The organism is Neisseria sp. CP9, from assembly GCF_047758525.1.
In the GTDB taxonomy this organism is placed as follows: domain Bacteria; phylum Pseudomonadota; class Gammaproteobacteria; order Burkholderiales; family Neisseriaceae; genus Neisseria.
This window is the reverse complement of the sequence record NZ_CP180502.1, coordinates 1,455,880-1,481,005: the sequence shown is the minus strand read 5'-3', so window position 1 is coordinate 1,481,005 and position 25,126 is coordinate 1,455,880. Positions and strand designations below refer to the sequence as shown.

Sequence of the window (25,126 nt, the reverse complement as noted above, 5' to 3'; positions counted from 1 at the left end):
TGCCACGCGCCATAAGCGTTTATAGTGGATTAACTTTAAACCAGTACGGCGTTGCCTCGCCTTGCCGTACTATCTGTACTGTCTGCGGCTTCGTCGCCTTGTCCTGATTTAAAGTTAATCCACTATAGTTTATTTGAACCACCGCGACAGCGCCGGAATCCGCGACAGCAAAGCCGTATCTAAAATCCAAATCACAGCGATGGCGGCGATGGCGGTCGGGAACAATACCGCCACAATCAACAGCGGCACAGCCATTGCCCACCATACCGGCAGCTCGATTTTCTGCGCCGGAGGAACCAGTCCGCCCGCTTTGGCAGGGCGGCGTTTCCACCACATCACGCAGCCGCTGACGCAGATGAAGATGACCGCCAAGCAGAACAAAACGTTCGCCAACACGCTCCACCAGCCCAGCGTCCCCATGTGCAGCGCGATGCTGGCCGCCATGAATTTGCCGAAGAAGTTGTAATCGTCGAAACGGATGTCGGCCAGGATTTTGCCGCTGTATTGGTCGATGTGCACCGTGCGGTCGGCGGTCGGGCTGATCATGTCGTAGCTCATCGAATCCTGCGACAGCGTCCACACGCCCGTTTCTCCTTTGGGCAGGTTGAGCTGGTAGCGGCCTTTGAAACCGATTTCGCGGGCGAAGCGGTCAACCGTTTCCAAAGTCATCGGTTCGCTCAGATTGATGCCGTTTTCGCCCTTCGTCGTACCGGAAACAGGCATGGGCGTGAGTTCCAGAATCCACGGTACTTCTTTGGTTTTGCCGTCGTTCAACACATCGCCGTGGGTCGGCACGACGGATACGGGGTTCGGTTCGACCCCCCATTTGCCGGCGGGGAATTGGCTCCACGACTGAACGAACTTACCGCCCCAAATGCCCGCCCAAGCAACACCCGACAGGCAGAACAACAATAAAATCAAAGAAACCCAAGTGCCGAATGCGCCGTGCATGCTACGCCACCACGAGCGTCCTTTGCCCGTTTGCGGCACAAGCATGGATTTCAGGCTGCGCTGTTTCGCCCACCACAAATAAATCCCCGTAATCATCATCAGGATGGTCAGCGACGCGGCGGTTTCTATCAGATAATCGCCCACCGTGCCGAGCATCATATCGCCGTGGATTCCGTCCATCGTGTGATACCAGCCCTCATTGCGCGGCATGGAACTGACGACTTTCGCCGTGTAAGGATCGACGGCGACCATGGTCGCTTTGTCGTCGTTGTTCACGCGGAACACGGCAACCATATCGTCGGCGCGCGGCGCGATATATTGCACCACCGAAGCGGTTTCAGGGTTCACAGACTGCCGCGCCGCTTCCGCCTGCGCCGACAAAGGCTGCACCTGCGCCTGCGGGGTAACGTGTATACGCTCACCCTCTTTGCCGGTAATGTTGGCGAATAGCAGCATTCCCAACCCTGTGATGGCAAGCAGTGTCAGAAAGGGGGCGACCAGAAGTCCGAAATAAAAATGCCACCGCCACACGGTCAGATAGCGGCGGTTCGCTTGTTGTTCGGAACGAGGAGTAGGTTTGGTTGTGTCCATAAATTCTCTCTGTTGTTTTGAGCGGATTGAAATAAAACGCCAAGCTCCTGCCTTGCCTGTTTATTTAAATCCACCGAGAAAAACAGCAATCGAAATACGCATCGCTGCCATTTTTTACATAACGGTCTTCAATCGGGCATTGGCAGATTCAGACTAAAAAGTGAATCTACAACAATAGATTATAAACCAAAAGCACTAATACTTTATGAGTATAATCAAATTTTCGGATATTAACAATTTTTGCAAATAAAGCCGTAACAAAAGACGATACCTTGGGAAAGACAATAAAGTGAAGCCGCCCGCGAAAAAATAAACCATTTTTTGAGAAAATTTATTTTGTTTTTTGTTTCACTATTTGTAACTCTTTTTCACTTTTTAAAAAGCGACGTCACCGTCGCTTTTTATTTTACCAATTACATATGACCAGCTCGCCGCTTGTTTTACCGGTTTTGTCTCTGCCAACCGTATAGGCAAGCTCAAGCTGTGTGATACGGAAGTCTTTGAACAACTCCCTTATATCAGGATGGTCGTTTATAGATAGCATAAATTTGCCTTTGCTCTCCGCCATCGCTTTAGTCAGCAGCTCATACTGCGACCAATCGAAGGTGTGGTCGTAACCTGCGGTTTGCCAGTACGGCGGGTCTGCGTAGAAGAAGGTATGCTCTCGGTCATACCGCTTGAAGCATCGATTCCACGTCTCGTTTTCGACGAACACACCTCTCAGCCGGGCTTGGGCTGCTGTCAGTTTTGCTCTAATCTGCGACGCATCCCACGCTTTTGATGTGGTTGCCGTACCAAAATGTTGATGGATGGTCTTGCCGCCGAAGGCGTTGTGTTGAAGGTAGAAGAACCGAGCGGCACGTTGAATATCGGTCATACAGTCAGGCGGTGTGCTTTGCAGGCGAGCAAATACCTCTCGGCTTGTCAGTGTCCACTCAAACTGGCGGACGAACTCGTCAAAGTGGTGCTGTACCACACGGTAGAGATTGATGAGCTGTCCGTTGATGTCGTTAAGTACCTCTACTTTAGCAGGCGTTGGGCGCATAAAGAACAACGCCGCGCCGCCGGAAAACAGCTCAACATAACAAGAATGCTCGGGGAACATGGGCAACAGGTGTTTTGCCAATCGGCGTTTACCGCCCATCCAAGGGATAATCGGTAGAGTTTGTTGTGTTTTTTGCATCATATATATACTCCTAATTTACGGCATTCGGGACGCTCGGAGTCAGATAAAATGTGATGCTCAACGGCACTCTGCTGATTTTTTAGTTACTGAATGAATTGATGTTTTTACAACGTGCGCATTTGATTTGCACGTATCCGCTGCCTTTGGCAAGCAGTTTGCCGCAGTATTTGCAGCGCATTTCGCGGTAGATTTGCATTTGCACTCACTCCCATATCACGGATAGAATGCCTCGGTCTCTAGAGACTAAGGCGGCCTAGAAGTCAATGCAGGCACTATCTGCTTGGCTGGCGTAGCGGTGTTCCCGCACCGCTACGTCGCCGTCCCACTGATTTTTTCAATCTCCTCTCTAAGGTCGTCTGAAATTTCAGACGACCTTTTCTCTTAACTGATACCGTACTCACTCATCAGTGCAGTGACTTTCTCCTCCACCTTACTGATGTCACCTTGAATAAATTCAATGCCTGCGCCGACTATGACGTTTCGTCCCACATTGCCTGCATGATTCATGCCTATTCTGATTTTATCGAAGGCTTTATCAGTACCTGCTAATACAGGAATTACTGCAACATGCCATTTATCATATGGATAAACTGTTGTTGTAGAAATAGGTTTACCGTTAATTGTTGTACCTTCGAAATAACGCAATTTGAAGCCAGTTTCTTCGTTGGTAGAAATTAGACCATTACTTACAACACTACGTCCTTTCAAAACGATTGCTGTAAATCCTGAACCAGCCGTTCCACCAGCGGATTGTTTAAACGGAATGATGATTGCTGAATCAGTCGAACCATCAGAGGTCAGTCCATCCGATTCAATGAATCTAATACCTTTACCTTCGCCGGCCACTAAAGAACGCATGATTTTATGGCCAGAATCCTCACCGAATGCCCCCGCCCAACCTTCAGGCTCACCTGCTCTTTCGGAATTATTAACTGATTTCAATTTCGCCACATTATTACTACCAATTGCCTCGGCTGCTGTGGCTTCAAGCCCATCAAAAGTAAACGTGATGGATGTTGCGGATTTTGCGGCAGGCTCTTCAGTTGCACTTTCAGACGGTGTAGTAGGTTGCGGCGTAGCTGGTTGGCCACCTTCCTCCGTTTTAGGAGGCTGTGCAGGCTGTGTTGTTGCCGCTTGTTCTCCGCCCTCCGTTTTAGGGGATTCGGCGGGTGTTGTTGCCGATGATTGTTCACCACCCTCTGCTTTAGGAGATTCGGCAGGGTTAGCAGGCTTAGTATCTGTCGCCGTACCACTACTTTCGCCCTTACCGACATTCAGCTTGGCAACAGCCGCTGCAACGGCGGCATCAATAAGCGCCTGAACTTCAGTTTTCGTCAGTTTGACATTCGCCTCAGCAGTGCCTTTGGCAGTCGTAGTATTACGGAAAACATGGTCGGTAAATACCCCTGTTCGCTGATCCCATGTTTTATTGTTGTCGTGACAACAATCGGTATGCGTACCAGTTTGATAGAATCCCTGACTCGCTATACCACTACGATGAACATAGGCGTAATCCGAGATATAAGGCTTCGCAGGCTTATCCCCCTTGGTATAAGGCGTCACATCCAAACGGTTGTCCCGAACGGTACAACCAGTCAGATTGCCCGCTAAAAACTGACGGGCATAGTTGCCGTCAGGGCCATTTCGAGCGGTGTTGTTCGCAAAATAGCTGCCATCAATTGTGCCGTATCTACTTTCTGCGCCTATCAAGTAAGCATAAGTAGAGTCATTCACAAATCCTTCAAATACTGCACCGCTACCGCTTCCGGCTGGATCGACGGCCTCAATACTCAGACTTTTCGCATCGGAATATTTCGTACCGCTGGCGGTAATTCGAATACCCGTAATCACACCATTTTCGACCGTACAGGTTGCCGCCGCGCCGCGCGCACCTTCGCCGCCGCCTGTAATCACAATCTTGGTATCCGCACTGTATCCGGTTCCGCCATTTTTAATGGCAATATTGCTCAAATAGCGGAGGCCAAACGCCTCACCAAAAGGCAGGGCAAAAGTACAGGAATTGTCCGAAATCGTGAATCGGTTGTGACCGAAATTACACGGTACGCCTCGCGGCGCGTAAATGCGATTGTTTTGGACAGTGATATTGGCACGCAGCCACCACAAATCCTTATCTTTTCGGGCTTTTACCCCTGTTGCACCATTAATCAGGAAAATCCCATTCATGCCGCTGATAAACTCATTGTCTTTGATGACAATATTGGATTCCTGATATTTAAAGCTGCTATTGTCTGCGCGACCGCCCTTAGTGGTGTCTTGCGCGAAGGTTTCCTCGATGACGACACCCGTACCGTAGTAGAGGCATGAGCCGCTATTACCGATAATTTGGATATTGTTACCAGTATGTGCATCAGCAACTTTACGCGCAGCGAAACCGAAGTGGTTGTTGATGAAGCGGATACCAATTTGCGGTAGGTATCGGCTTGTCCACAACCAATAGCCTGGGTCAACGGTAACTTGACTGTTGTCGCGGGAATGCTCGACCGAAGCATCCGGATGTCCGACACGCCCTTGCAGACAGTTCATACCCTCGACAGTAATGCCGACACCACGGACAACGCCAATGCCGCCGATATAGTTGTCAGACATGAAGCCGCCGTAAACCTTGCAGTCGTAGCAAACCATTTTCTCGCGAATGGCGGTATCAATATCACCGCCGCTAACGTCACGACAATCTCGGGTAGAATAAAGACCAAACTGTATTGCACTACCGGTCATCCCGCGAACATCAAAATCCCAGACGACCAAGTGGTAAACATCATAAATCAACCAGCCATTTGCCGAAGACCCGCGCTGACCACCGCTCCATTTACCCCACGTCTCAGAAACAGTGCCGTCTTCCTGCGGGAACTCATTTTTCGTGCCGTCAGCGTTCCAATAGCCGCCAACGCCTAAATCAACTTTTCTTGACTGTTGACGTTCGTATTCTTTGATTTTTGCCCATGTTAAATCATCAGGTTTTTTGACATCTTGCACCTGAGCAGCATTGTTACGGTAACGGGCAAGGTCATGTAAAAGGCGAGTGGTATTAAAACCTAAGTCATACAACCCCTTATCCGCATATCCATAGCCGATATGCGGATTCTCGGGCGTCCAGCCATCAATCGGCGCAAACAACCCTTGACGCCCGCCGACATAGCCTTTTTCCATCCAGCGACGGGTACGAATAACACCGCCATGCATAATAACGTTACCTTCGCCGCCGTCCATTTCGAACACGTTGACGCCAAAGGATTCGGCAATAAACATGACACCGCGGAAATCGAAGAAACAATTAGACTTATTGCGGATGTAGATACACGGCTGCGCGCCGTCAATAGTCAGGGTCATCCCACCGACCGTGACTTTTCGACCGTCCGCACCAAAAACATCAGGCTTATACCCCACGTTTTTATCCACACTGAAAACCGAACCCTGACGAGCGGTAATATATGAACCATTGGGGATACGTTCGATGTATTCGGTAACGGCACGGCTGATTACAGCAGCTTCGGTAGGAGTCTGTTTATTGGTTTTGAAGAAGCCAGACAAGACTTTTTCGCGCAATTCTTCAGTCAGCGCGTCTTCGAGGTAGTACACGCCGCGCTCGACTGCCAGCTTCATACCTGTTTCGTGCTTGGCTTGCAACGCCGCCACTTTGGTAGCAGTCTCAACTTCGGATAGCGCGCTGTTTACGGCAGTGGTGATTTTGGCGGGAGCAGCCATTTCTTTCGCCTCAGCCGCATTATCCTTTGCAATCTTCGTATTTTTGGCAATCGCCGATAACGCCTTTTCCAAATTATTCAATTCTTTAGCCATTTTTAACTACCCAAATCCTTCAAAATATCTGCCAGTGCCTCATCACTAACCCCGCTATTGTCCGTTGCTGCCGCGTTGTTACCCGTGCCGGCCGTTGCCGGTTGTGTTGGAGCAGGAGTGGGCGTTGCTGCTGCGTTGTTACCCGTGCCGCCAGTTGCCGGTTGTGTTGGGGCAGGATTGGGCGTTGCCGCCGTGTTGGCACCAGTGTCACCTGTTGCCGGTTGCGTCGGTGCTGGGTTACTTGCTCGATTTGCTTCAATTTTGGCAATAGCAGCAGAGACTGCTGCAGCGACAGCCTTATCTACCGCCGTATCCACGGCGGTATTGACCGCAGTTTCCAAGTTAGCATCAACAGCAACCTTGACTGCTTTGTCTAACTGCTTTTCTACTGCATCTTTAACTGCCTGACTAAGCTCCGAAGGCTTGACTGCCAAACGCTCCAAGAATTCCTCATAAGAGGTATCCCTTGAGATGGTGCCTTTCTCAATTGCCTCTTCATAAAGGCTTTGCCTACCATCCAAGATGACGGGCATCGTATCGACACTGTCGCCGGTGACGGTAATACCGCCTTTGATTTCGGCCATTCTTAAGCTCCTAAATTATTCTCAAGGGTTAAATTCCCCTCATAAACCACAGAGCGGATGCCCTTAACTTCAACCTGAACTTCATATCGCGCCCAACGCCATGTCCAAGCCGCCGTCTGCTCGGCTGTTAAAACCGTGCCGACGCCGCCGTCTGAATTGATTGTATTGGGCTTGACGGTCAATGGAACTTTGACTGCATCCCCGCTGGTTGGTGTAATGACCAATGTCGCCGAATCCAAATGTTTAAGAGATGGATGTACATAACCTTTCCGATCCACAATAACGAAGGTTATCGGCATAGTTGTGCCGCGCTTCACTGCAAAATCAACGCGGGCAGTCATTTCAACCCATCCGGCAAATGCGCGCGTTGCTTTTCGCGCAGGTAGGCCGCACGGCAATGGTCGTCCTGCCAAAAAAACAGTGTATTTATTACGCGATACGCCATTCGGGCAACGCGGGTCGGCTGTGCCGCCAACACTGCACCTCGATAGACACGGCTGCTGACGGTTTCGTCCGGACTGCCCGCAATCATGGCGTTGGCAAGCTGATCGGCGGCGATGGCGATATTTTTAAAATATGCTTTCATATCACGACCTTAAATCTAGGACTTACCGCACGGACCGCTTCGACGGTTTCGGCCATTTCTATTTGCTTTTCCATCGCCTGCCGTTGCCCTGCAACGGTTGCACACAATGCCTCATATGCAAGGGTTTTGCGCAGGGCGGCAGCCTTGAGTTCGACCGGGTCGATGCCGCGCGACGCGGCAATTTGGTCGAGTAGCGGCGTTTTGACATTGTTATCCGCCTGCCATGCGTGAGCCTCAGCCGCCTGCAGCGGCCAAGTACCCACCTCAAAGGCGGGCAGCTTGTCCATACCTGACTTTTCGGCAACGATGTCTTGAGCCGCATTGGCGATGTCGTTAAGATCCATCGTCTTGACAAGATTGAGATAGCGTTGCTCCGCCTCCGCTTTTTTGGCTGGGTTCTCAACCCATTTATCGCCATCCCAGTCGCAGTATGGCGACGGTGGCGGCAGCAGGGTTAGGGTGTCCGGCAGCGCGCCGACTTTGAGTACGAGCATCTCCTCGCCGTCGTCTTTCTTATACGCAACCTTGCCGCGATGGTCTTCGACGAACTCCCACTTATCGCCCGTCCAGCGGGCGACATTATTGGCAGGGATTTCAGGCGGGGTGGTATTGATGCAGCCGCCCGGGATGATATAGCTGCCGTCGCGCGCCATAATGTCGAGATCGGCAGCCACCTGTCCGATATAAAGATTTTCGTCATCAAGTTGACAGACGGGTTTTGTCCATTGGATGTTTTGGGTCATTTTTTTTACCTTTCTAAACGGTTTAAGGCGGCTTATGCCTTGATGCATGCCAGCAGGGCGATATTTCTAGGGCGGGTTTCAATGCCGCCAGCCGGGTCGGTTTGGCCGACAGTGTCAATCGATACGGTTGACGTATTGCTACCCCTGTCGGTGTCGGACATGCTTTTGACACCGATGCCGTGGCTGTGACTTCGGAATTCATCTGCCTGCCATGAGCCTATGACACGTCCGTTGTCGACAGTTCGCCCGTCATCCCAACTCCTGATAAATTCACCGCGCAAATCCGGGAGATTAAAGGTAGTTCGTCCGTCGCCTGCGCCATAAGTGGTGCCGATGAGGGCGAATAAGTTGGCATAGACGGTGCGCGACACTGCCGCGCCGTTTGCTTTTAGCCAGCCAAAGGGGATGGTGGTATGGGCAAAATAGGCGATTGCACCTGTCGGGACGCCGACGTTAAAGGTTTGGGTGTCTACTTTGGCGACCAGTCCGGGCGTATCCCAGCCAATAGCAATCTGATGCGCCGTGCCGCCCAGCCCGATTGCGCCTCCGCGCTTGATTGAGTTGTCAAACGCCTTATTGAGCGCAAACGATGACGGGACGGTTGCAACCGTGTAGTCATCAGGGTTGTGGCTTACTTTGCGGGCGGTAATAATGTCTGACCCGTCGTACTGGAGCGTGCCATCATTCTGAAGCCGTATGCCCTTGTTTGTCTTTTTATTGCGGATGTAGCCACCGGTGGCATCAGCGCCGATGTGAAGATAATTACCGGCATCAAACAATGCCTTGCTGTCGGATACGGTGATGCTTTTGTAAAAATTGGGGTCGTCCATGCGGGCTTTTACCCTGCCCAGCTCGTCATAAAGCCAGCGTGTACGGTTTGCCAGCTCCCGTGTCGGGCGGTTGTCGATACCGTTAGGGCCGCCCTGCACAGGGTCGGAGGTCTCCCATTGGTAAATGCCCGCCTCCCAGCGGCTTATCTCGCTTAAATTTGCCATCTATGCTGTCCCTCGATTAAACGTGCCGTCCCTTAATGCTTGTCCGTTGTGCCTCAAGGAGACGTGTTGGTAATCCAATGCCGCCAAAACACATCGGGCAGGTGCAAACGCCCGCAATGTGCGCCTCAGCAAGGCTGCCTGATCGTTGGTAATGGTATTGGTCATAATGATGCGGTAATGCGCCCAACGGTCTGTATGACCGTGTGTATAACTACCGTCACGGTGGATTTCGCCGTTGTGCAGCTTATTGCTTAAGCCCTCGACGATCTCGACCTCGCCGAACCCGAGACGGCGCACAATCTCGCGTATTGCCCAGGGTGTGCCTTTGTACCTGTGGAGCTGGTAGGCACCCTTGATGAGTTTGCGGCGGGTTTCATCGCTCTCGGCAAGCCAATAGCCGTCCTCGCCCAATATGCTTCGACTCTCCGCCAACAGTTCCAAATGTTCGGGCGCGACCAGCTCAGTCAAACGCGGCATCAGCTTGACCGCGTCAATGTCGCTCATCCTCAAGCCTAAATCGGCCAGCATCCGATAACGTTGATCGCGCTTGATAACGGAGGCATAACTCAGTGTTGCCATTGTTGCTACCCCTCTGCCGTTTCGGACAATGCCCGGATATTGACGGACGTACATCTTGCCCATTGGTCGGGCGTGACGACGGTTAGGGTCGGTTTTTTAAGGACTACGTTATAAACGCCAGCGACTTTTAAAACTGTTTGGATGTCTAAAGGCACAATATCCATGCCCAATTTTTCACTTCGCGTTACTTCATACTCCGCCCATGCTTGTTTTGCTGCCGCCAAAACCTCGGCAGCATTAACCCCGGTATACAAAACCAGCTCTGCGTCCAGCGTATAGTCGATTGCTGTCGGAGCAGTTACGGTTACCGTGTCGCAAAGCGGACGGACGCGTTCTCCGGACAAAAACCTTTGCACCTCGCTCACCAACTCCGAAGACGGCAACCCGTTTTTGGTTAATAGCGTTACCCTTACTTGCCCCCCTATCGGGAGGCCGTCCGACCCCGTTAAATTGCCCACATGTACGTCGCAAATAGCAGGGCTGACACGGCGGGCAAAATACTCATAAGCCCCGACAGGGCCTGCAACGCTAAAGCTTTCGGGGGCAAGCAGGATGCGTTGGCGGTATGCCTCATCAGATTCTTCCGCCGCGCCGCCCGTCGGCACAGTAGTGTTGACGGCTGTAACGCCGTCAATCGGATTGATAAGCGTATTAACCTGCCCTGCGGCAAAACCATTACCGGACACGCCGGTTTGGAGGCAGATAGCCTCCAAATCCAAAGTACGGCTCGACGGCGAGAGCGTGCCGGATACAACCGTCCGAAACACGGTCGCCCCGGCGGCCACTTGAGTGCCTTGTACAATCAAAACAGGCTCCGCTTTGGCGGCAACCAACGTAAAACGGATGGTGCATCGGGCGGCAGAGGCCTCAAGCCGCGGGGTGTTGACGTCATCGCCGCACAAATCCAGCATCAACCCCGTTGCAAAACGCGGGTGCTGTTGGCGATAAGCTTCATTGAATGCTTTTCTCGCCAAAGTCTCGCGATAAGCGTAGGTATTGATGAGCAGCCGCTCGATGTGGGCGGGTTGCAGAGTTTTACCACTGCGGTTCTCATAGTCGGCAATGGTTTGTGCCAGCACTTCAGCGAGATCGTCTGGAACCACCTTAACCTCTTCCCGCTTAAGTTTGCTCAAATCCATACTGCCTGCTCCAAGATAATGTCTGTCGTATAAATCTCGCCCGCAACCTCATCTGAGACGCGCCAGTAAACCGTCATCGTCAGATGCGGCGCAGCGCCGCCGAAAATAATGTCTTCGACCACCACCCGCTTCTCCCACGTCTGTATTGCCAACATGGTCGAACGCACGATATTGGGGACAAACACATCTTCGGGGGTGTCCAGCCATTTGTAATGGTCGGAGCCGAAATCAGGACGGGTAACGTCCGCGCCTTTGCGGGTGGACAGGATATTGCGGATACATTGGTCGATGTCGTCCGCACCCTGAACCACGCCCGAACCTTCAGGTGCGAGCTGCCAGTGTTTTGAGATGGGCGCGGCGTAAAACATCAAAAAATCCCTGTATCGCTTATAGATACAGGGATTGTAGAGAAGGCCGTCTGAAACGCCTTTTAATGCGGTTTAATGATTTTTCGGCTCGCCGGTTTGTCCGCCTGAATCGCCGTCATGGATGTGCTTGCCGATATTGATGCCGTTGACGATAAGTTCGCCTTCAATGATGACTTTACCCTTAATATTCGCCGCCTCACCTCCGCCGGCATTACTGGCCGTCAAACCTGCGGTATAAGTCAACAGCCCTTTTACCGTCGCATTGCCCGTGATTTCTGTCTCCGGTGATTGGATGTCTACTTTTTTCGCCGCTTTTATTCGGACTTTACCCGGCGTCTCAACGACTACTTCGCCGCTACTGCGGTCATGTGAGATGACCGTGCCATTGGTAAACCGTTTGACCCATTTGTTTTGGTCGGATACCGGTGGCTTATCTGAGGCATTGTAAATCGCGCCGATAACGCAGCCGGTCTCACCCCGCACATCCAGCAGGCAGACAACCAGTTCGCCCACATCGGGGAGGCTGTAAAACCGGTTACCGCCCGCCGCAGGGGTCGCCATAGGTAGCCAGTCGGTTACCATGTCGTCGAGTACGGGAATTTTTACCCGCAAGCTGTGCGCCGCCGCATCAATCGCCGATACAATGCCAAATTGCATCGTTGCCGTAAAATCATGAGTGTTCATTGTTTTCCTCCTCGTCTGCGACATACTCCGTCATTTTGATCTCCAATTCGGTCGTCCATCCGCCGTGGCGCGTGAAATCATGTCTTGATTGCTTGACCAGATATTTACCTGAGAACTTGCCAAATCCTTTAAGCCGTACCATTTGACCTGCCACCAACAGCGCATTGCCGACCAGTGTAACGGTACCCGCACATTGGTCGTCCTGCGCATCTGCCAATTTGGCATCTGCCCTGGCATTTAATTGGGCGGTACTCTCCCCCTTATTAGGCACGATACGTAATGTATCGCCCGTACTGCCGTGTTTGGCTTTGCCGCGTCTTGATTTGCTGCTGCGGCTCGCCGACACGGTCTGTTTGGATTTAGGGTCGTAGCCTTTGACATCTACTTTAGACGGAACCCCCTTAATCAAATCGCGCAGGCGGATACGGATGATGTCCTCGGGCAGCAATACGGCAACGGCAGGACGCTGTTTTAGTTCGGTATTATCGGCAAATACCAGTTTGTTGCCGACGATTTTAAAGCTGTGGCCGTACTCCTGCGCCAAACGTGCCAAAAACTCGATGTCGCGCTCTTGGTACTGCGTAACACGTTTGATGGGGATGTTTTTGACCGTACCCGTTACCTCCAGCTTCAAACGGCCTGCCACCTGACGGACAATGGCGGCCAGAGTCGTGTTTTCATACGCCTTACCGCGCAAAGTGCGGCTAGACTTGGTAATCCCGGTCGATAGGGCCTTCAGGCTGACCGTCGACGGCGGATGGTTGTACTCAATCTCGGCAATCTCAAATTTGCCAAAAGACAACAGCCCGGTAAATTGGTCGCCCAGGCTCAAAGACAAAGCATCACCCTGTTCGGGATACCAATGACGCAGCCAGCGTCCGTCCGCATCCTCAAACTCAACCTGCAATTCGTCCGACTGCCCCTCAAGATAATCGGTATAGCTAAACGAAATCAGATAAGGCGCGACATCTGCCGTTATATCCTTGTCTTCGTAAGACAGGACAAAATCGGGCATGGTAACCGGATGAGTGCTGCCTCCGCCGTCAAGGCCTTTTGATTTTAAAAACGCACCTAACGCATCCACCACGGTAGCTCCTCTTGGTTGTTTTTCGGCTTAGTTTCGAGGACAGGGACAAAGACCGTTAGGCCGCCCGTAAACTCCTCCGCCAACGGCAAGTGAGGATTGGCCGCAATCAGGCCGTCAATCAACAGCGCATTGCCGTAATGCTTGTGCGCAATCAAATCCCAGCGGTCGCCGTCTTGGGTGGTGTAGCGTATTACCGCACTCATCATTTATCCTTTCTTGCCGCCAACCAGCCGGTCAAAGCCTGGGCAGCGGCAGAGCCGTTTGCCATCGCATCAGATGCCTCGGCAACACCTTCCCCGACAGCAGTCAGCCAGCCGCCGATGGAGCCGCTCTCATACCCGGCACGCAATGCACCGACGGCACCGCCCAGCCTGTTGGCCGCTTGCCCGGCCTGCAATGCAAATTCAGCCGCGCCTTTTATGTCGCCGAAAACCGCTGTTACCTCCGGCAAGGCATTGAGCCGTCCTAAAGTGCTGCCGCCAATATTGAGTGCGTCCCCTAACAGGTTTAATGCCCCTGACGGGTCGTTTTTCAGATTTTTGGCAGCCTGTATCAGATTCTGCATATCGCTGATACCCGCTTCAGCGGCACGGTAAATTTTCACACCTTTTTCCACCGCTGAAACCAATTTGCCCGCTTTTGCCTGCACGCTCTCCGGCAATAAGGATAGGAGCGGATTTTGACCGCCCGACTTGACGGCAGGAGTCGGGAGCGGATTATTCGGATCGCCGACAAACTGGGTCAACTCTACATCCAATTCCCGCGCCGCCGTCCGGCCTTGCGCGTCCTGAATCAACGTGCGCTCCGTCAACCGCTCAAGCACAAACCATCCGACAAAACGACCGCTGCCGTAAACCAAAGACACCGCCTGCTGCGCTTCCAAAGCCGACAGCAGACCCTTATAAGCCGTATCAGGATTGCCCAGCCGCCAATGCAACTTGAGAGAAAAACGCAGCGTCGTCAGTTCGTTTTGCAAGGCCTGCAGCCGCGGTCGGCCTTTTAAGACCTCATGTTTGGCGAAGTTCGCTGCATGTTCCATCTCCAGCGAAGTAAAACTGTTTAAAAGCTCAAAGCGCACATCACCTAACATCGCATACATCAATAAGCCCTCCGTGCTTTGTCTTCCATCATACGGCGGAACATTGCTTCAAATTCACGCAAACCCATCTGCAGCGCAGCCTCAATCTGCTGAGGATTACCGCCCGGCGCATTGATGGTCGGGTTGTAATTGATGGTCATCCCACCCGTTGACTGAGAGCTGCGTGCATCCGCAAATGCAGCGCGGCCAGATGATATCCGCGCCGCCATTTGTCCCATATGGTTTGCAAACCCGCTTTTCAGACGACCAGCCGTATTGGCCACCGAAGTGATTGGGCGTGACGCGCCTTTGTCTAAACCTATTTGCAGCCCCTCCATCATCCATCCACCGAAACGGCGGAAAACACGGCTGGGCGAATGAATGCCCATTACACCGGCAAAAGTTTGCTTGAGAGATGCGGCCTGTTGTGCAAACCAAGTTTTGACCGATTCAATTTTTGATTTGAGACCGTTCCACAGCCCCTGGATGATATTGGCACCAAACTGGGTAAAGCTGGACGGCAACTGTACGCCGAACCAAGACATAACAGAGGCAAACGACTGATAAAACAACCCTAACGGCGACCAGTTGATAATCTGCGCTGAGATATTGCCTATGCCGCTATTGAAAAATGCCTTGATGCGTTCCCAACATGCACCGAAAAAAGAGGCTATGGAATTAACTACGCCGCTGATGAAATTACTTAAATCTTGCCACAATGCTTTTGCACCACCGACTACACCATCCCAGTTTTTATAAAGCATATAAGCGGCAACACCAAGAAGTGCTAAAGCAATGCCAATAGGCGACATTAATAAAAACCTACCCAGACTCATCAGACCACTACCTAACAGTGTTGCCGCCGTTTTTACTACACCGAAAATACGGGCCAGCGCACCAATGCCTGATTTAAACCTGATAACAGTGGCAAGCCAGTCAACGCCGAGCAAGGCTTTTGCAAGCCTGAACGACACCATCAACCCGGACAACTCATTCCCTACAAAACGGAACATTAGCCCACCGACCTTCAACGCCGCAAACCCTGCCGCAAGATGCACGAGTGCGGATACAACTTCGGGATTTTTTGATGCCCAATCTGCAAAACTGTTTATAATCGGGCGGATGGTCGTCATCAGCTGATTGAGCGCGGGCAACAATACACTGCCCGCTGTGATACCGATTTCCGTCAAACTATTTTTAAAGATTTGCCAGTTGTTTGCTGTCGTGGCAGACCTGGCGGCAAACTCTTTATCCATACTGCCGATAAACGCAGGTTTACCGTCTTTTGAGGTTTTTTTGAGTTCATTGATTGATTTCTTATAGGTCTCCAACCCGCTAACCAATACCGCGACATCATCGGCATATTCCAGGCCGAACAAATCAACCAGTGCGCCCATTTGGTTTTCTTTAGGCAGTTTTCCGACCTGTTTCAAAAAGTCCATCAACGCCTGCTCGCCGTTTTCCTTGATGGCTTTCTTCAAATCTTTTGATTCCATCCCCATATTTTTCAGGGCTTTTTGGAATTTCGCTCCTTGCTTATCCGCAGTCATCAATTTGGTCAACATACCGTTAATTGCCGTACCGGCGATTTCAGGCGTTTTGCCTAGGCTGATAAACGCATTGGATAAAGAGGTCGTCTGAATTTCGGTCAATCCAAATTGTTTGGCAACGCCACCCACTCGACCGAGCGTATTAATAATATCGCCCGCCTTGGCAGGGCTTGAGTTGGACAAATGATTGACTGCATCGCCCAGTTTGCCGATTTGGTCGATTGGTATCTGATAGACATTGGCAAGTTTTGCCATGCTGTCACCTGCCTGATCGGCAGCCATATCGAACGCTACCGACATCTTGGCGATGGTCTCTGTGAATTTAGGCAAGTCTTTGCGCGCCACGCCCAGCTGACCGCCTGATGCAGTGATTTTTGCCAGCTCTGTCCCTGCCATAGGGATAGTGCGTGTCAGGCGCAAAATGTCCTGTTCCATTTCCTTAAACTGCTTGGGCGTATCAAAATCAACGACCTTTTTGACATCTGCCATTGCCGATTCAAATTCGACGGCCAGTTTCACCGGGAATGCCACCCCCGCCACAGCTCCGGCTGCTCCCCAAAATTCGTCTTTGATCGCGCGGCGGCGGTCGTAATGAGCCTGTTTCTGCTGCTGCAAATCAGCAACGAGGCTGCGTTTGCGGTTAATTTTGGCGATAGTCTGACCAAGCTGGTCATATTCTCGTCTAAGTTCGCCAACACGTTTGCGGCTCATCCGTAGAGGATTTTGCAACGTTTCGCCAAGCAGGCTTTGCCGTGCCGCCAGACCTTTGACTGTTTTATCCAAAACGTCCAAAGACGACTTGACTGATTTGATACCGGCAACTGCACCACCGACCGATGCGCCGATGGTAATGCCTAAAGAAAAACCGCTTGCCATATGACTGCCTGCAATTTAGAATTTGTTCAAGAAAAGAAAGGGATGGCCATGTATATCAACAGCAAATATGAAACTGTGTTTGACCGCGTCAGCGACCTGGCGGCAAAAGGTCTGTTTGCCGTTTATATGCTCGGCATTGCTTGGGCTGTTATAACTAATACGCCTGCCGACCTTGCCGTCATGTTGCCCGTTCTGCTGCTGGCATGTTTTTTAGGGGCAATAGCTTGGTTGCTTGTCGGATTCATTCCTACATTTATTGTCGGAGTGCTGGTTGGAGGTTTATCGGCTGCAACAATATTTATTAAAGACAAAATCAAAAGCCGTACCGCGAACGGCACGGCTCTGAAATTCTAAATCCCACCTCTTCGATAACCCGCCTTCATTTGGCGGGTTGCTTCTTTCTGCCAGTCTTCAAATTCGTCCAGCGGCAGCGTATAAACCTCATCCACGCTCCAACCGAACCACCATGCCAAATCAGCAGCGGCAGACAGCAACTGCCGCTGCGCCTCAGGCTTTGAAAGAGGTGGACTATTTGTTTTGGTCGGATTCCGTGAATCGGCGAAACGTTTCCTGCAACTGTTTCCAGTCCACCAAATCCAAGCAATCCAAGTCTTCTGGAATCATGCCTGTCATGCGGGCAAACAGGGCCAGCTCCTGCTCTGCCTCATTCGTCAGATGCGAGACGGCGCGCAAATCACCCACACACAGACGGCGGACGGTTACCTGATCCAACATCTGACCCGTCGCCAGTCTGACCGGATATTTCAGTTTCACAACGGTATTTACACCCAAATGTTCTTGCAACTGCTTGGCTTCATTCATTTTCCATCTCCAAAACGTTTATAAAAATAAAAAATCACCGTATCGGTAAAGATACGGTGATTGTAGTCAAAGGTCGTCTGAAACGGCTTTTAATCCGATTTAAAGATTAAGCACCAATGTTTTTACGCATTTGGCTCAAAACGTCCTGACCGTCTACGCGGTAGATGTTTTTCATCGCGTTGTAGTACAGCACTTCTCGACCGCCGACGACTTGGCGGACTTCTGTCGCCTGGTAGGTTGAGCTAAATTCCGCCTTTTCCTTAGGCTTGTAACCGCCCAAGGCGTTTTTTGAAAACATCGCCGTTACCGTAGTTACGATGGGGACTTCTTCCGCCAAACCTGCTGCATTAAAGGTTTGCAGGTTACCGCGTACCATCAGTTGCACGGCCTTGAATGGGTTGGATGCCTTCTTAGCCACTTCAGGATAAAAGCTGTTCCAAGTAACTTCGCCTTCCAGGGCTTCGACGCCGTTTGGCAGCTTAATCGTGCCGACCATACCCAAACCGGTAAAGTCGTCCTGACCAAACTCAAACTCAGGCAATTTAAACTCGGATGCATTACCCAAAAGGCTGTTGCCGTCGATATAGATATTGGCATTGTAGATTGCATTGATTGCAGACATATTTCTTCCTTTTCAGACGACCCTTAGTTAGCCGATAACAGATTGACAAGATACTTGCGGGTCATCACGCTGGTATTGGTAATACGCTCGGCCGGCAGTTTCGGCGTGTAGTCGTAAACGATGGGGACCTGACCTTTGCTAAACGCATCGACTAAATCGTATTCATAGTCCAAATCCACCGAGAAGCCCACAATAGATTTAAGCGTAGACATATAGGTGCGGACGCTCTCAAGCAGACTGTCAATCAAGGCATTCGGATCGTCTGCATCAATCGGTTTATCAACATACTGCAACTCTAAACGACGGATAGACTCGTCAATAATGTCGCCGGTACGTTGCGCCACTTCGAAATTTTTAATATGCGATGTAGTCGGGAAGCAGGCAAGGCGGTTACCCCACATACGATAGCCCGTACCATAGCTGTTGAATACAGTCGTAATACCTTTTTCATTCAGACGGTTGGTTTCGGACTGTGGATCGTCCGCACGAGCGGTCAGACCGATTTCCACACCCGTTACGCCCAAGAGCTCGCGGTTGGAGATGCTGAACCAGTAGCCCTGTTCCACATCGGTTTTCATCCGCAGACCTGCCGCATGGGTGGCAAGGTTTTCAAGACCGAGTAAGCCGACGACGTGTGGATAAAAGAGTTGGCAGCGGTCGGACGATGTCTGAAAATTAATCGTACCCAACGGACCACGACCTTCTAGAGCTTTGCTCAGGCTCGTACCTTGCGGAGCAGCCACATAAGCAATGGCCTTCAGCTTGCCCGCAATGACTTCCATCGCCGCGCGCACATTGGCATGGCGATCAAAATCAGGCGCAATAATGATTTTGGCGTCCGCGCCTTGGCGGTTGAACCCTTCCGTCAACAGCTCTAATCCAGTCCGTTTGCCTGTAGCGGCAACGTAAGCACCAATGATGTCGGCAGCCTGAACCTTGGTCGGGTCGGTATAGGTATAACTGATTTTGGGCGAGTTAGGTTTGGTTTTGTAGGTAATCTCACCTGTCAGGGTGTTGATGGTGTAGTGCGTGTTTTCGGTCAGCGTATTGCCGCCGTCCGTCAGTGTGTAGCCGCTTTGCAGAGCAGGCTTGGCAGTTTTGGCTGTCAAGGTGTCAGGATCAACCGTCAATACTTCGTTGCTGACGGTTGTCTTATGTTTGGCGGGGTCGCAAACATTGACAACATAGGCGACACCGCTGCCGTAGCGCGTCCAAATGTGTGCGGCATCCGGCAGAGTGAAGCCTTGAGCAGTCAGCTCGCCGCCGAATTGGCCAAAGTCTTTCTTCGTTTGACATACAGTCAGCTCGTTGACCGCACCGACCGGCGCAGTGCCGACGATAGCGGTAATTGCGCCGTCAACGGTATAGACGGGATTGGAGCCGCCGTCGATGCGGATGGTCTCCGTGCCGTGATGGTAGGCTGCTGCCATGATGGATACTCCTATTTTTTAGGTTTTAAATCGGGGTTGAGGTCTTGGTCGGGGCGGCGGTAGTGGGCAGCGATGAAAAGCGGGCGTTTTTCTTTGCGGCAGACTTCGACCTGCTGGGTTTCGGTCTGCAAAACCAGCTGATACTGCCATGCACCCGCATCCTCGGCCAAAAACTCCTCGCTGATAAGGTGGCAGGGCTGGCAGTTCGGCGGTGCGAAACCAACCATAGCAAGACGTGTCTCATCCAAGATGGCCAAAGTGCCGTCATCCGCATTAAGGCTGCTGCCAAAGATGGTCAGCATCAGCCTGACATCGCGCTGCTGCGCAATACGACCGAGCTGCTCAATATCGCCAAATTTACTGCCGCCGTAGCCGACCAAGATTGCCCCGACGGGATGGATAAATTGGTATTCGGACGGACGCTCGGGGAAAGCCTCAACGCTGACCCACGGGATAGCTGCCTGCAAATGCTCTACTACCGCATCAATAATCGGACGTGTCGCGCTCATCAGTAGCCTCCCAAATCCATTTTGTCGCGCACTCGGACGTGATATGCGCCCGGCTCAGGTTGCGACGGCTTGTCCAATGTGGCGATACCGATATGGATTTTGCCGTCGCGGATAGACTCAAGTGTTTTAATCGTCGTGTTGTAGGCGGTTTCCAGCGGTTTCGGAAAGTCGGCGCGGTTGATTCGGCGGCTGTGCAAAAAATGGCGGGCAATGTTGATGCATAAAGGCTGCAACACCGTCGGCGTTTCCGCCAAAGGCAGCACATATCTGCCACGCAGGTATCCGTCCACCAAATCGCAGGCATAACGCACTGCCGCATCAATGACCTGAGCGTCGGGTTCCGTCCCGCGCGCATTGTCGTTGGTCAGTTGTACCAACTCCATTTTGCCCATCGCAGCCGTCAAATCATCCGCACCAATATACATGGCTTACTCCGCCTCTTCGGCAGCTGCCGGTTTTTTACCGCGTTTCGGTTTTTCAACTTCGCCCGCAGCGGCATTGCCTGTATCATCTGACGGCGTATCCTCGGACGGCGGAGTGCCATTTTGTTGCGCATCCGGCTCTTCGCCGGTTGTCAGTGTCGGGGTAACGTGTGCCGCAACTGATTCGTACTGCTCCGCTGTCAATTCGACCGCTTCGCCGGCTTCGACGCGGAATTGGCCGCCTTGGGCGTTTTCCAAAATTAACGGGGTGTTTGCGATATAAACTTTAGCCATGATCAGCCTTTCAGAAATACTTGGATGACTTCGCCCGCCGCCGTTGCCGCAGAGCGCGCCGTACCGGCAATCTTGGCATTACCTGCCGCCTTGACTGCCGCGCCTTGCGCATCGGCTGCCACCTCATCGCCAACGGCAATCGTGCCGCCTGCCTCGACCAAGGCGATACCCAATACATCAACGGCCAACATTTCGCCCGCATCCGCATCCAAAGTAGCAGTACCCAGCACTTTCACACCGGCGGCGGCCTGTTTGCCTGCAAAATCCACAAAGCGGTTTTTGACCACCTTGCCTGATGTTTTGACCGTGGTTACCAAGACCACTTGTTTCGTTTGTGCCATTTTTCTCTCCACAGGTCGTCTGAAGCCTTTCAGACGACCTTTTACTTATCAAGCAACCGCGTTTTCAAACAAGAACCCGCATGCACCGCCGACCACCGCCGCTTTGCGGATGTCGGTATAGCGCGCGTATTCCACCTTGCCGCCGACCTCTTCGTAGCGGTCGACTACCGGCATACCGCGACGGCGGAAGGTATAGCCAAAGCTCGGCTCACCCTCGTCATTGCCACCGGAAGCTATATTCGGACGCACAATCAGGCTGGCGAATTTGCCCCAAATATCTTGGGTGGCCTTATTGGCGGCAGGTGTAGATACCGCCTCGCCGACGATAATTTCGTCCAGCTCCAGCAGGTTTTTCAGCTGCTCGACCGTGAGCAGGGACTTGCGTTCATTCGCACCCAGCGCGCCGATGAGCTTCTCGTGGCGTTTCAGTGCTGCCAACACGCTTGCACCAACCACCAGCACCGACGGGCGTACACCGCAGCCTGCGCGAACCGTTTCGCGGGCGGTTTCAATGTCTGCCAACGGATCAGAGTTTTTATCGCTCCATTTTTGGGTGGAGGCCAAATCTTTGCTGAAACCTGACTGATAAACCGATTTGTTTTGCAGGAGGGCGGCAGTTTCGATTTCCTGCCGCAGCTGCACGCCCTTGACCACGCGGCGTGTTGCCTTGGCGCGCTCGTCGTACATGGATTCCGCTTGTTCGCGGTAATCCACACCGGCGGCCAAATCATGTTCTTCCAGCACGACCGGCATAAAGTTTGGCGAGTCCAGCGTAATCACATTCGATGCCGCGCCGACCGCACGTTCGGTCTGATATTCGACAAACGAACCCTTGCCGAACACAGGCACACGCAAGCCTTCTTTGTCAGCAAAAACCTCCGGGAAGATTTTCTCGGCAATAAAATCCGCCTGCTTGTAGCCCAGTGCGAGCTTGGTCAAAACCGGATCAAGCTGGCCGCGCAGACCGCGCAAATGAGATGCACTCATGTTTTATCCTTTTTTAGGTCAAATGCGACGACGTCGTCGCATTTGATGGGTTGATGATTTAAGCAATAGTACGGCGGGCAGCCTCTTCGTAAGGGATACCTTCCTTCGCCGCCAATGCCAATGCACGTTGGTGATGGCTCAAGGCTTCCGGGTCCGACGCTTCGGCAAAGTCTGCCGCCAATCCTGACGGCGTTTCGCCTTTAGCCATCTCGCCGCCCTGAATCTGCTTAGGCAGGACAGCGGTAAAAAACGCACGCAGCGCATCAGACAAAGGCTGCTTCTTACTGCCTTCACCGAAGTCGGCGGTTACGTCGGCGGGGTATTCAGCAAAATCCAAAACCTTGACGACCAAATCCTTGTCGGCAGGTTTCAGACGGCCTGTCTTGACCAAGCCTTCGGCATATTCGACATTCTGCTCATGCGCACCATCGCGCAGGGCGGTATGCTGCTCGTGTTGCAGCTTTTTCAATTCCGCCTTCGATTCGGCGGCCTCCTTCTCGGCAGCTTCGCGGGCGGCCTTTTCGGCTGCAAGCTCTTGTTCCAACGACATAGGGGTCTCCTTGTTTTCATGGTTTTCTGGGGGTGGGGGTGATTCGGTAAATTCGGCAGGCGCATGGGTTTGAGGCACGGCAGCCAATTCTTTAATTGCCTCAATTTGCCAGTCAGGCAGCACTTTATCGGCTTCTTCCAGACCGAAACGGTCGATAAACCAGTCTCTGAAACGGCTTAATAACGAGGCTGTCTGAAGGTGTGCGTCTTCGGCAAACTCGACATAAACTTCGCCCTCGGCAAAACTGATGGCGGACAAACCCTTGACTGCGGGCGGTTGCGCGCCCAAAAAGCCGACATGGCGTAGCGTCCAAACACCCGGTTTAGGATTGTTCGGGCTGGTTGGCGGGTAAAAACTTGCCGACACTTTTTTATATCGTCCGGCTTTAACCAAATCCGCAAAGCCTTCATCAACTTGGGCAAAGTCCGCCGTCAGCACGCCGTTTTGCACACCAAGCGACTTGACCCAGCCGTAGGCGGGCGCATCTGCCTTGGGATGCCCGACCACAATAGGAGCCTCATGCACCTTCGGGTCATATGCTTGGGCAGCGGCGGCAAGGTCGGCCTCGGTAATCGTTACCGTATTGCCGTTTGCATCGGTGCGCGTTCCTGCACGGAAAATTTCGTAAGACATAAAAAAGCCTCATCGGATGGATGAGGCTATTGTGGCAAAGACCGTCTGAAACCGCTTTTAATGCGGCTTAAAGAATGATTGTTCAAAAAGGCGTTAAAATCGCGTTTTTAGAGCGTTTTACCATTGGGATAGGCAAACCCTTATCCGAGCCGACAAATGCGCTAAAAAAGCGGTCAGGACGAATCCTGACCGCTATCTTGAATAAATCGGGTAATCACACAAACAAATCTCCCTGATTTTTTGCCCGCTCCGCCAACCCGACCTCCTTGACGATGCGGTAGATGTGCTGGACGGTCAAATCATATTTGCGGGCAAGCTCCACATGATTCTTGCCGTTAAACTCCTTATAAATCTTCAGGTCGCGCTCGGATACCCTGCCCAAAAGGTTTTTGGGGAAATAAATCAACTGCCCGCCCCAGTTGCTGGTCAGATGATGAGACAGCTTTTTAGATACCTCGACCGCCTGCTGCCGCTCCATCGGCAATACCGACATCAAGCAGGCGACCGCCTGGTCTTCCAAGTCCGCCACCAGCTCAGGCACTCTGTTGTCTGCCATTTTCCACCCTCACTTTCCACTTCTTCAAATGCTCGATGACCCGTATCGCGTCATCAGTTCCTAACCATCCATGATAATCTATGCCCGTCATGCGTTTGACAAATCGAGCCAGGCTCAATTCAGACGGGCTTCGCACCGCGCCCAAATGGTGCAGCTCCAACCAAAGCGCGCGTATCTTTTTGACCTGCGCCTCCATCATGCGGTTGGGCATATGCACCGGCAAATCAGGCTTGCTTGATGCCGCCTGCGCTTTTGTGGTAACCACAAAACCCCGCATCTTCATTGCCCGTACGGCAAGCTCCAGCTCTTCGACCGACAGTTTGGTACTGCTCGTCTTGCCGCATGACAGGTTGGCGAGCAGCGCGCGGTATTCGCCGTCGTCCATCATCAACTGGGTTTTAGCCACATGGATGAGCCGTATCAACCGCTGTTTTTTCTGAGCACGGGTTTCCATTTCCAGCCCCCTAAGAACCTCAAAAAAGTGAAACAACGTTTCACTTTTTTCAAGAAAATCAATAAATAATGATATTCTATTCGGGATTTTTGCGCAGTGCAACTAAAACGGAAGGACGCAAAAAAGGTCGCCTGAATCTCTTCAGACGACCTTTTAAACATCAGCGGCTTTAACGGTTAACCGCTTCTTTCAACGCCTTGCCTGCACGGAATTTAGGCGTTTTTCGTGCCGCGATGGTCAGCGGTTCGCCCGTTTTCGGATTGCGGCCTTTACGCTCGGCAGATTGGGCGGTGTGGAACGAGCCGAAGCCGACCAACGTAACGTCTTTGCCGTCCTTAAGCGTCTGCGTTACCACGCTGACAAACGCATCGACAAATTCCGCCGCATCGCGTTTGTTCAATTCCGCCTCATCGGCGATGGCTTGGATTAATTCGGATTTATTCACTTTTTGACTCCTATTTAGATTTAAATGCGGCAGACCGTGCCGCGCGGTTTATTGGATATTGACTAACTCCAGCTCTTTGCCGGTTACCTGTCGAATTTCTCGGTTAAGGATGGCCAGACACAAAAGGCCTGCACTTTGGGCGATGCTGCCACCGTCTTCGTCATCCTTCGGCATCGGTTCGTCCGAAGTCAGCTTGACAAACAGACCACCCGACTGATCGCTGATGAGGATATTTACCGTCGCCATGT

The 25,126-nt window shown here is 52.1% G+C and carries 32 protein-coding genes; 1 reads left to right on the top strand and 31 read right to left on the bottom strand.

Features of this window, described 5'->3' with window-relative positions; translation table 11 throughout:
- Positions 1-129: 129 nt before the first annotated feature.
- The 17 genes from ACMYUL_RS07145 to ACMYUL_RS07065 all read right to left on the bottom strand — a co-directional run bounded on the left by ACMYUL_RS07145 (position 130) and on the right by ACMYUL_RS07065 (position 16,813).
- Positions 130-1,542 (bottom strand): PepSY-associated TM helix domain-containing protein, encoded by a 1,413-nt coding sequence (locus ACMYUL_RS07145; protein ID WP_107814317.1) that lies wholly within the window; start codon positions 1,540-1,542, stop codon positions 130-132.
- 406 nt (positions 1,543-1,948) lie between these two features.
- Positions 1,949-2,728 (bottom strand): DNA adenine methylase, encoded by a 780-nt coding sequence (locus ACMYUL_RS07140; protein WP_415772838.1) that lies wholly within the window; start codon positions 2,726-2,728, stop codon positions 1,949-1,951.
- A gap of 79 nt (positions 2,729-2,807) precedes the next feature.
- On the bottom strand, positions 2,808-2,906 hold the full coding sequence (locus ACMYUL_RS07135) for a zinc finger domain-containing protein (RefSeq protein WP_234403843.1): 99 nt from the start codon (positions 2,904-2,906) through the stop codon (positions 2,808-2,810).
- A 203-nt stretch (positions 2,907-3,109) separates the two neighbouring features.
- Positions 3,110-6,544, bottom strand: a complete 3,435-nt coding sequence (locus ACMYUL_RS07130) for a hypothetical protein (RefSeq protein WP_415772836.1) — start codon at positions 6,542-6,544, stop codon at positions 3,110-3,112.
- Positions 6,545-6,546: 2 nt separating this feature from the next.
- Positions 6,547-7,128 carry a hypothetical protein gene (locus ACMYUL_RS07125; protein ID WP_415772834.1) on the bottom strand — a complete coding sequence of 194 codons (582 nt, stop codon included), beginning with the start codon at positions 7,126-7,128 and terminating at the stop codon, positions 6,547-6,549.
- Positions 7,129-7,130: 2 nt separating this feature from the next.
- Positions 7,131-7,469: a hypothetical protein gene (locus ACMYUL_RS07120; RefSeq protein ID WP_107812881.1), complete on the bottom strand. Its 339-nt coding sequence runs from the start codon at positions 7,467-7,469 to the stop codon at positions 7,131-7,133.
- Positions 7,466-7,714 carry a DNA helicase UvrD gene (locus ACMYUL_RS07115; RefSeq protein ID WP_107812882.1) on the bottom strand — a complete coding sequence of 83 codons (249 nt, stop codon included), beginning with the start codon at positions 7,712-7,714 and terminating at the stop codon, positions 7,466-7,468. The genes ACMYUL_RS07120 and ACMYUL_RS07115 overlap by 4 nt, the downstream gene beginning before the upstream one ends.
- Positions 7,711-8,457 carry a hypothetical protein gene (locus tag ACMYUL_RS07110; RefSeq protein WP_415772832.1) on the bottom strand — a complete coding sequence of 249 codons (747 nt, stop codon included), beginning with the start codon at positions 8,455-8,457 and terminating at the stop codon, positions 7,711-7,713. Before ACMYUL_RS07110 ends, ACMYUL_RS07115 begins: the two co-directional genes overlap by 4 nt.
- Before the next feature lie 32 nt (positions 8,458-8,489).
- Positions 8,490-9,452, bottom strand: coding sequence for a phage tail protein (locus ACMYUL_RS07105; protein WP_415772830.1), 963 nt, complete (start codon positions 9,450-9,452; stop codon positions 8,490-8,492).
- Positions 9,453-10,031 (bottom strand): phage tail protein, encoded by a 579-nt coding sequence (locus tag ACMYUL_RS07100; RefSeq protein ID WP_293211139.1) that lies wholly within the window; start codon positions 10,029-10,031, stop codon positions 9,453-9,455.
- 5 nt (positions 10,032-10,036) lie between these two features.
- Positions 10,037-11,170, bottom strand: coding sequence for a baseplate J/gp47 family protein (locus ACMYUL_RS07095; protein WP_415772827.1), 1,134 nt, complete (start codon positions 11,168-11,170; stop codon positions 10,037-10,039).
- Positions 11,161-11,538: a GPW/gp25 family protein gene (locus ACMYUL_RS07090; protein WP_070870245.1), complete on the bottom strand. Its 378-nt coding sequence runs from the start codon at positions 11,536-11,538 to the stop codon at positions 11,161-11,163. The genes ACMYUL_RS07095 and ACMYUL_RS07090 overlap by 10 nt, the downstream gene beginning before the upstream one ends.
- A 72-nt stretch (positions 11,539-11,610) precedes the next feature.
- Positions 11,611-12,222, bottom strand: coding sequence for a phage baseplate assembly protein V (locus tag ACMYUL_RS07085; RefSeq protein WP_070870246.1), 612 nt, complete (start codon positions 12,220-12,222; stop codon positions 11,611-11,613).
- Positions 12,209-13,306, bottom strand: a complete 1,098-nt coding sequence (locus ACMYUL_RS07080) for a phage late control D family protein (RefSeq protein WP_070870343.1) — start codon at positions 13,304-13,306, stop codon at positions 12,209-12,211. The genes ACMYUL_RS07085 and ACMYUL_RS07080 overlap by 14 nt, the downstream gene beginning before the upstream one ends.
- Positions 13,294-13,515, bottom strand: coding sequence for a tail protein X (locus tag ACMYUL_RS07075; RefSeq protein WP_070870247.1), 222 nt, complete (start codon positions 13,513-13,515; stop codon positions 13,294-13,296). The genes ACMYUL_RS07080 and ACMYUL_RS07075 overlap by 13 nt, the downstream gene beginning before the upstream one ends.
- Complete coding sequence (locus ACMYUL_RS07070; protein WP_107812886.1) at positions 13,512-14,408, bottom strand: phage tail protein; 897 nt, start codon at positions 14,406-14,408, stop codon at positions 13,512-13,514. Before ACMYUL_RS07070 ends, ACMYUL_RS07075 begins: the two co-directional genes overlap by 4 nt.
- The gene (locus ACMYUL_RS07065) at positions 14,408-16,813 is read right to left on the bottom strand and encodes a phage tail tape measure protein (protein WP_415772824.1); all 2,406 of its coding nucleotides are present in this window, start codon (positions 16,811-16,813) and stop codon (positions 14,408-14,410) included. The genes ACMYUL_RS07070 and ACMYUL_RS07065 overlap by 1 nt, the downstream gene beginning before the upstream one ends.
- A gap of 48 nt (positions 16,814-16,861) precedes the next feature.
- Here ACMYUL_RS07065 and ACMYUL_RS07060 point away from each other — a divergent pair, with 48 nt between their 5' ends.
- Positions 16,862-17,167 carry a trehalose-6-phosphate synthase gene (locus ACMYUL_RS07060; RefSeq protein ID WP_157058137.1) on the top strand — a complete coding sequence of 102 codons (306 nt, stop codon included), beginning with the start codon at positions 16,862-16,864 and terminating at the stop codon, positions 17,165-17,167.
- Here ACMYUL_RS07060 and ACMYUL_RS07055 read toward each other — a convergent pair.
- The 14 genes from ACMYUL_RS07055 to ACMYUL_RS06990 form a co-directional block, all read right to left on the bottom strand.
- Positions 17,164-17,307, bottom strand: coding sequence for a GpE family phage tail protein (locus ACMYUL_RS07055; RefSeq protein ID WP_042508297.1), 144 nt, complete (start codon positions 17,305-17,307; stop codon positions 17,164-17,166). The genes ACMYUL_RS07060 and ACMYUL_RS07055 overlap by 4 nt on opposite strands.
- A gap of 34 nt (positions 17,308-17,341) precedes the next feature.
- Complete coding sequence (locus tag ACMYUL_RS07050) at positions 17,342-17,635, bottom strand: phage tail assembly protein (RefSeq protein WP_415772822.1); 294 nt, start codon at positions 17,633-17,635, stop codon at positions 17,342-17,344.
- Positions 17,636-17,741: 106 nt separating this feature from the next.
- Positions 17,742-18,257: a phage major tail tube protein gene (locus tag ACMYUL_RS07045; RefSeq protein ID WP_415772820.1), complete on the bottom strand. Its 516-nt coding sequence runs from the start codon at positions 18,255-18,257 to the stop codon at positions 17,742-17,744.
- Between the two features lie 23 nt (positions 18,258-18,280).
- A complete protein-coding gene (locus ACMYUL_RS07040) occupies positions 18,281-19,687 on the bottom strand; it encodes a phage tail sheath family protein (protein ID WP_415772818.1) in 1,407 nt (468 codons plus the stop codon).
- 11 nt (positions 19,688-19,698) lie between these two features.
- On the bottom strand, positions 19,699-20,196 hold the full coding sequence (locus ACMYUL_RS07035; protein WP_070870254.1) for a Gp37 family protein: 498 nt from the start codon (positions 20,194-20,196) through the stop codon (positions 19,699-19,701).
- Positions 20,196-20,621, bottom strand: coding sequence for a gp436 family protein (locus ACMYUL_RS07030; RefSeq protein WP_039405099.1), 426 nt, complete (start codon positions 20,619-20,621; stop codon positions 20,196-20,198). The genes ACMYUL_RS07035 and ACMYUL_RS07030 overlap by 1 nt, the downstream gene beginning before the upstream one ends.
- 3 nt (positions 20,622-20,624) lie before the next feature.
- Complete coding sequence (locus tag ACMYUL_RS07025; protein WP_070870255.1) at positions 20,625-20,912, bottom strand: hypothetical protein; 288 nt, start codon at positions 20,910-20,912, stop codon at positions 20,625-20,627.
- Between the two features lie 2 nt (positions 20,913-20,914).
- On the bottom strand, positions 20,915-21,253 hold the full coding sequence (locus ACMYUL_RS07020; RefSeq protein ID WP_039405103.1) for a capsid cement protein: 339 nt from the start codon (positions 21,251-21,253) through the stop codon (positions 20,915-20,917).
- Positions 21,254-21,301: 48 nt separating this feature from the next.
- On the bottom strand, positions 21,302-22,240 hold the full coding sequence (locus tag ACMYUL_RS07015) for a major capsid protein (protein ID WP_070870257.1): 939 nt from the start codon (positions 22,238-22,240) through the stop codon (positions 21,302-21,304).
- A gap of 58 nt (positions 22,241-22,298) precedes the next feature.
- On the bottom strand, positions 22,299-23,423 hold the full coding sequence (locus tag ACMYUL_RS07010; protein ID WP_415772815.1) for a 2-oxoacid:acceptor oxidoreductase: 1,125 nt from the start codon (positions 23,421-23,423) through the stop codon (positions 22,299-22,301).
- A gap of 214 nt (positions 23,424-23,637) precedes the next feature.
- Positions 23,638-23,979 (bottom strand): Mor transcription activator family protein, encoded by a 342-nt coding sequence (locus ACMYUL_RS07005; protein ID WP_210401155.1) that lies wholly within the window; start codon positions 23,977-23,979, stop codon positions 23,638-23,640.
- On the bottom strand, positions 23,957-24,433 hold the full coding sequence (locus ACMYUL_RS07000) for a gp16 family protein (RefSeq protein WP_415772813.1): 477 nt from the start codon (positions 24,431-24,433) through the stop codon (positions 23,957-23,959). The genes ACMYUL_RS07005 and ACMYUL_RS07000 overlap by 23 nt, the downstream gene beginning before the upstream one ends.
- A 169-nt stretch (positions 24,434-24,602) precedes the next feature.
- On the bottom strand, positions 24,603-24,911 hold the full coding sequence (locus tag ACMYUL_RS06995) for an HU family DNA-binding protein (RefSeq protein WP_312267440.1): 309 nt from the start codon (positions 24,909-24,911) through the stop codon (positions 24,603-24,605).
- A 15-nt stretch (positions 24,912-24,926) separates the two neighbouring features.
- Positions 24,927-25,124 (bottom strand): hypothetical protein, encoded by a 198-nt coding sequence (locus ACMYUL_RS06990; RefSeq protein ID WP_070870260.1) that lies wholly within the window; start codon positions 25,122-25,124, stop codon positions 24,927-24,929.
- Positions 25,125-25,126 lie beyond the last annotated feature (2 nt).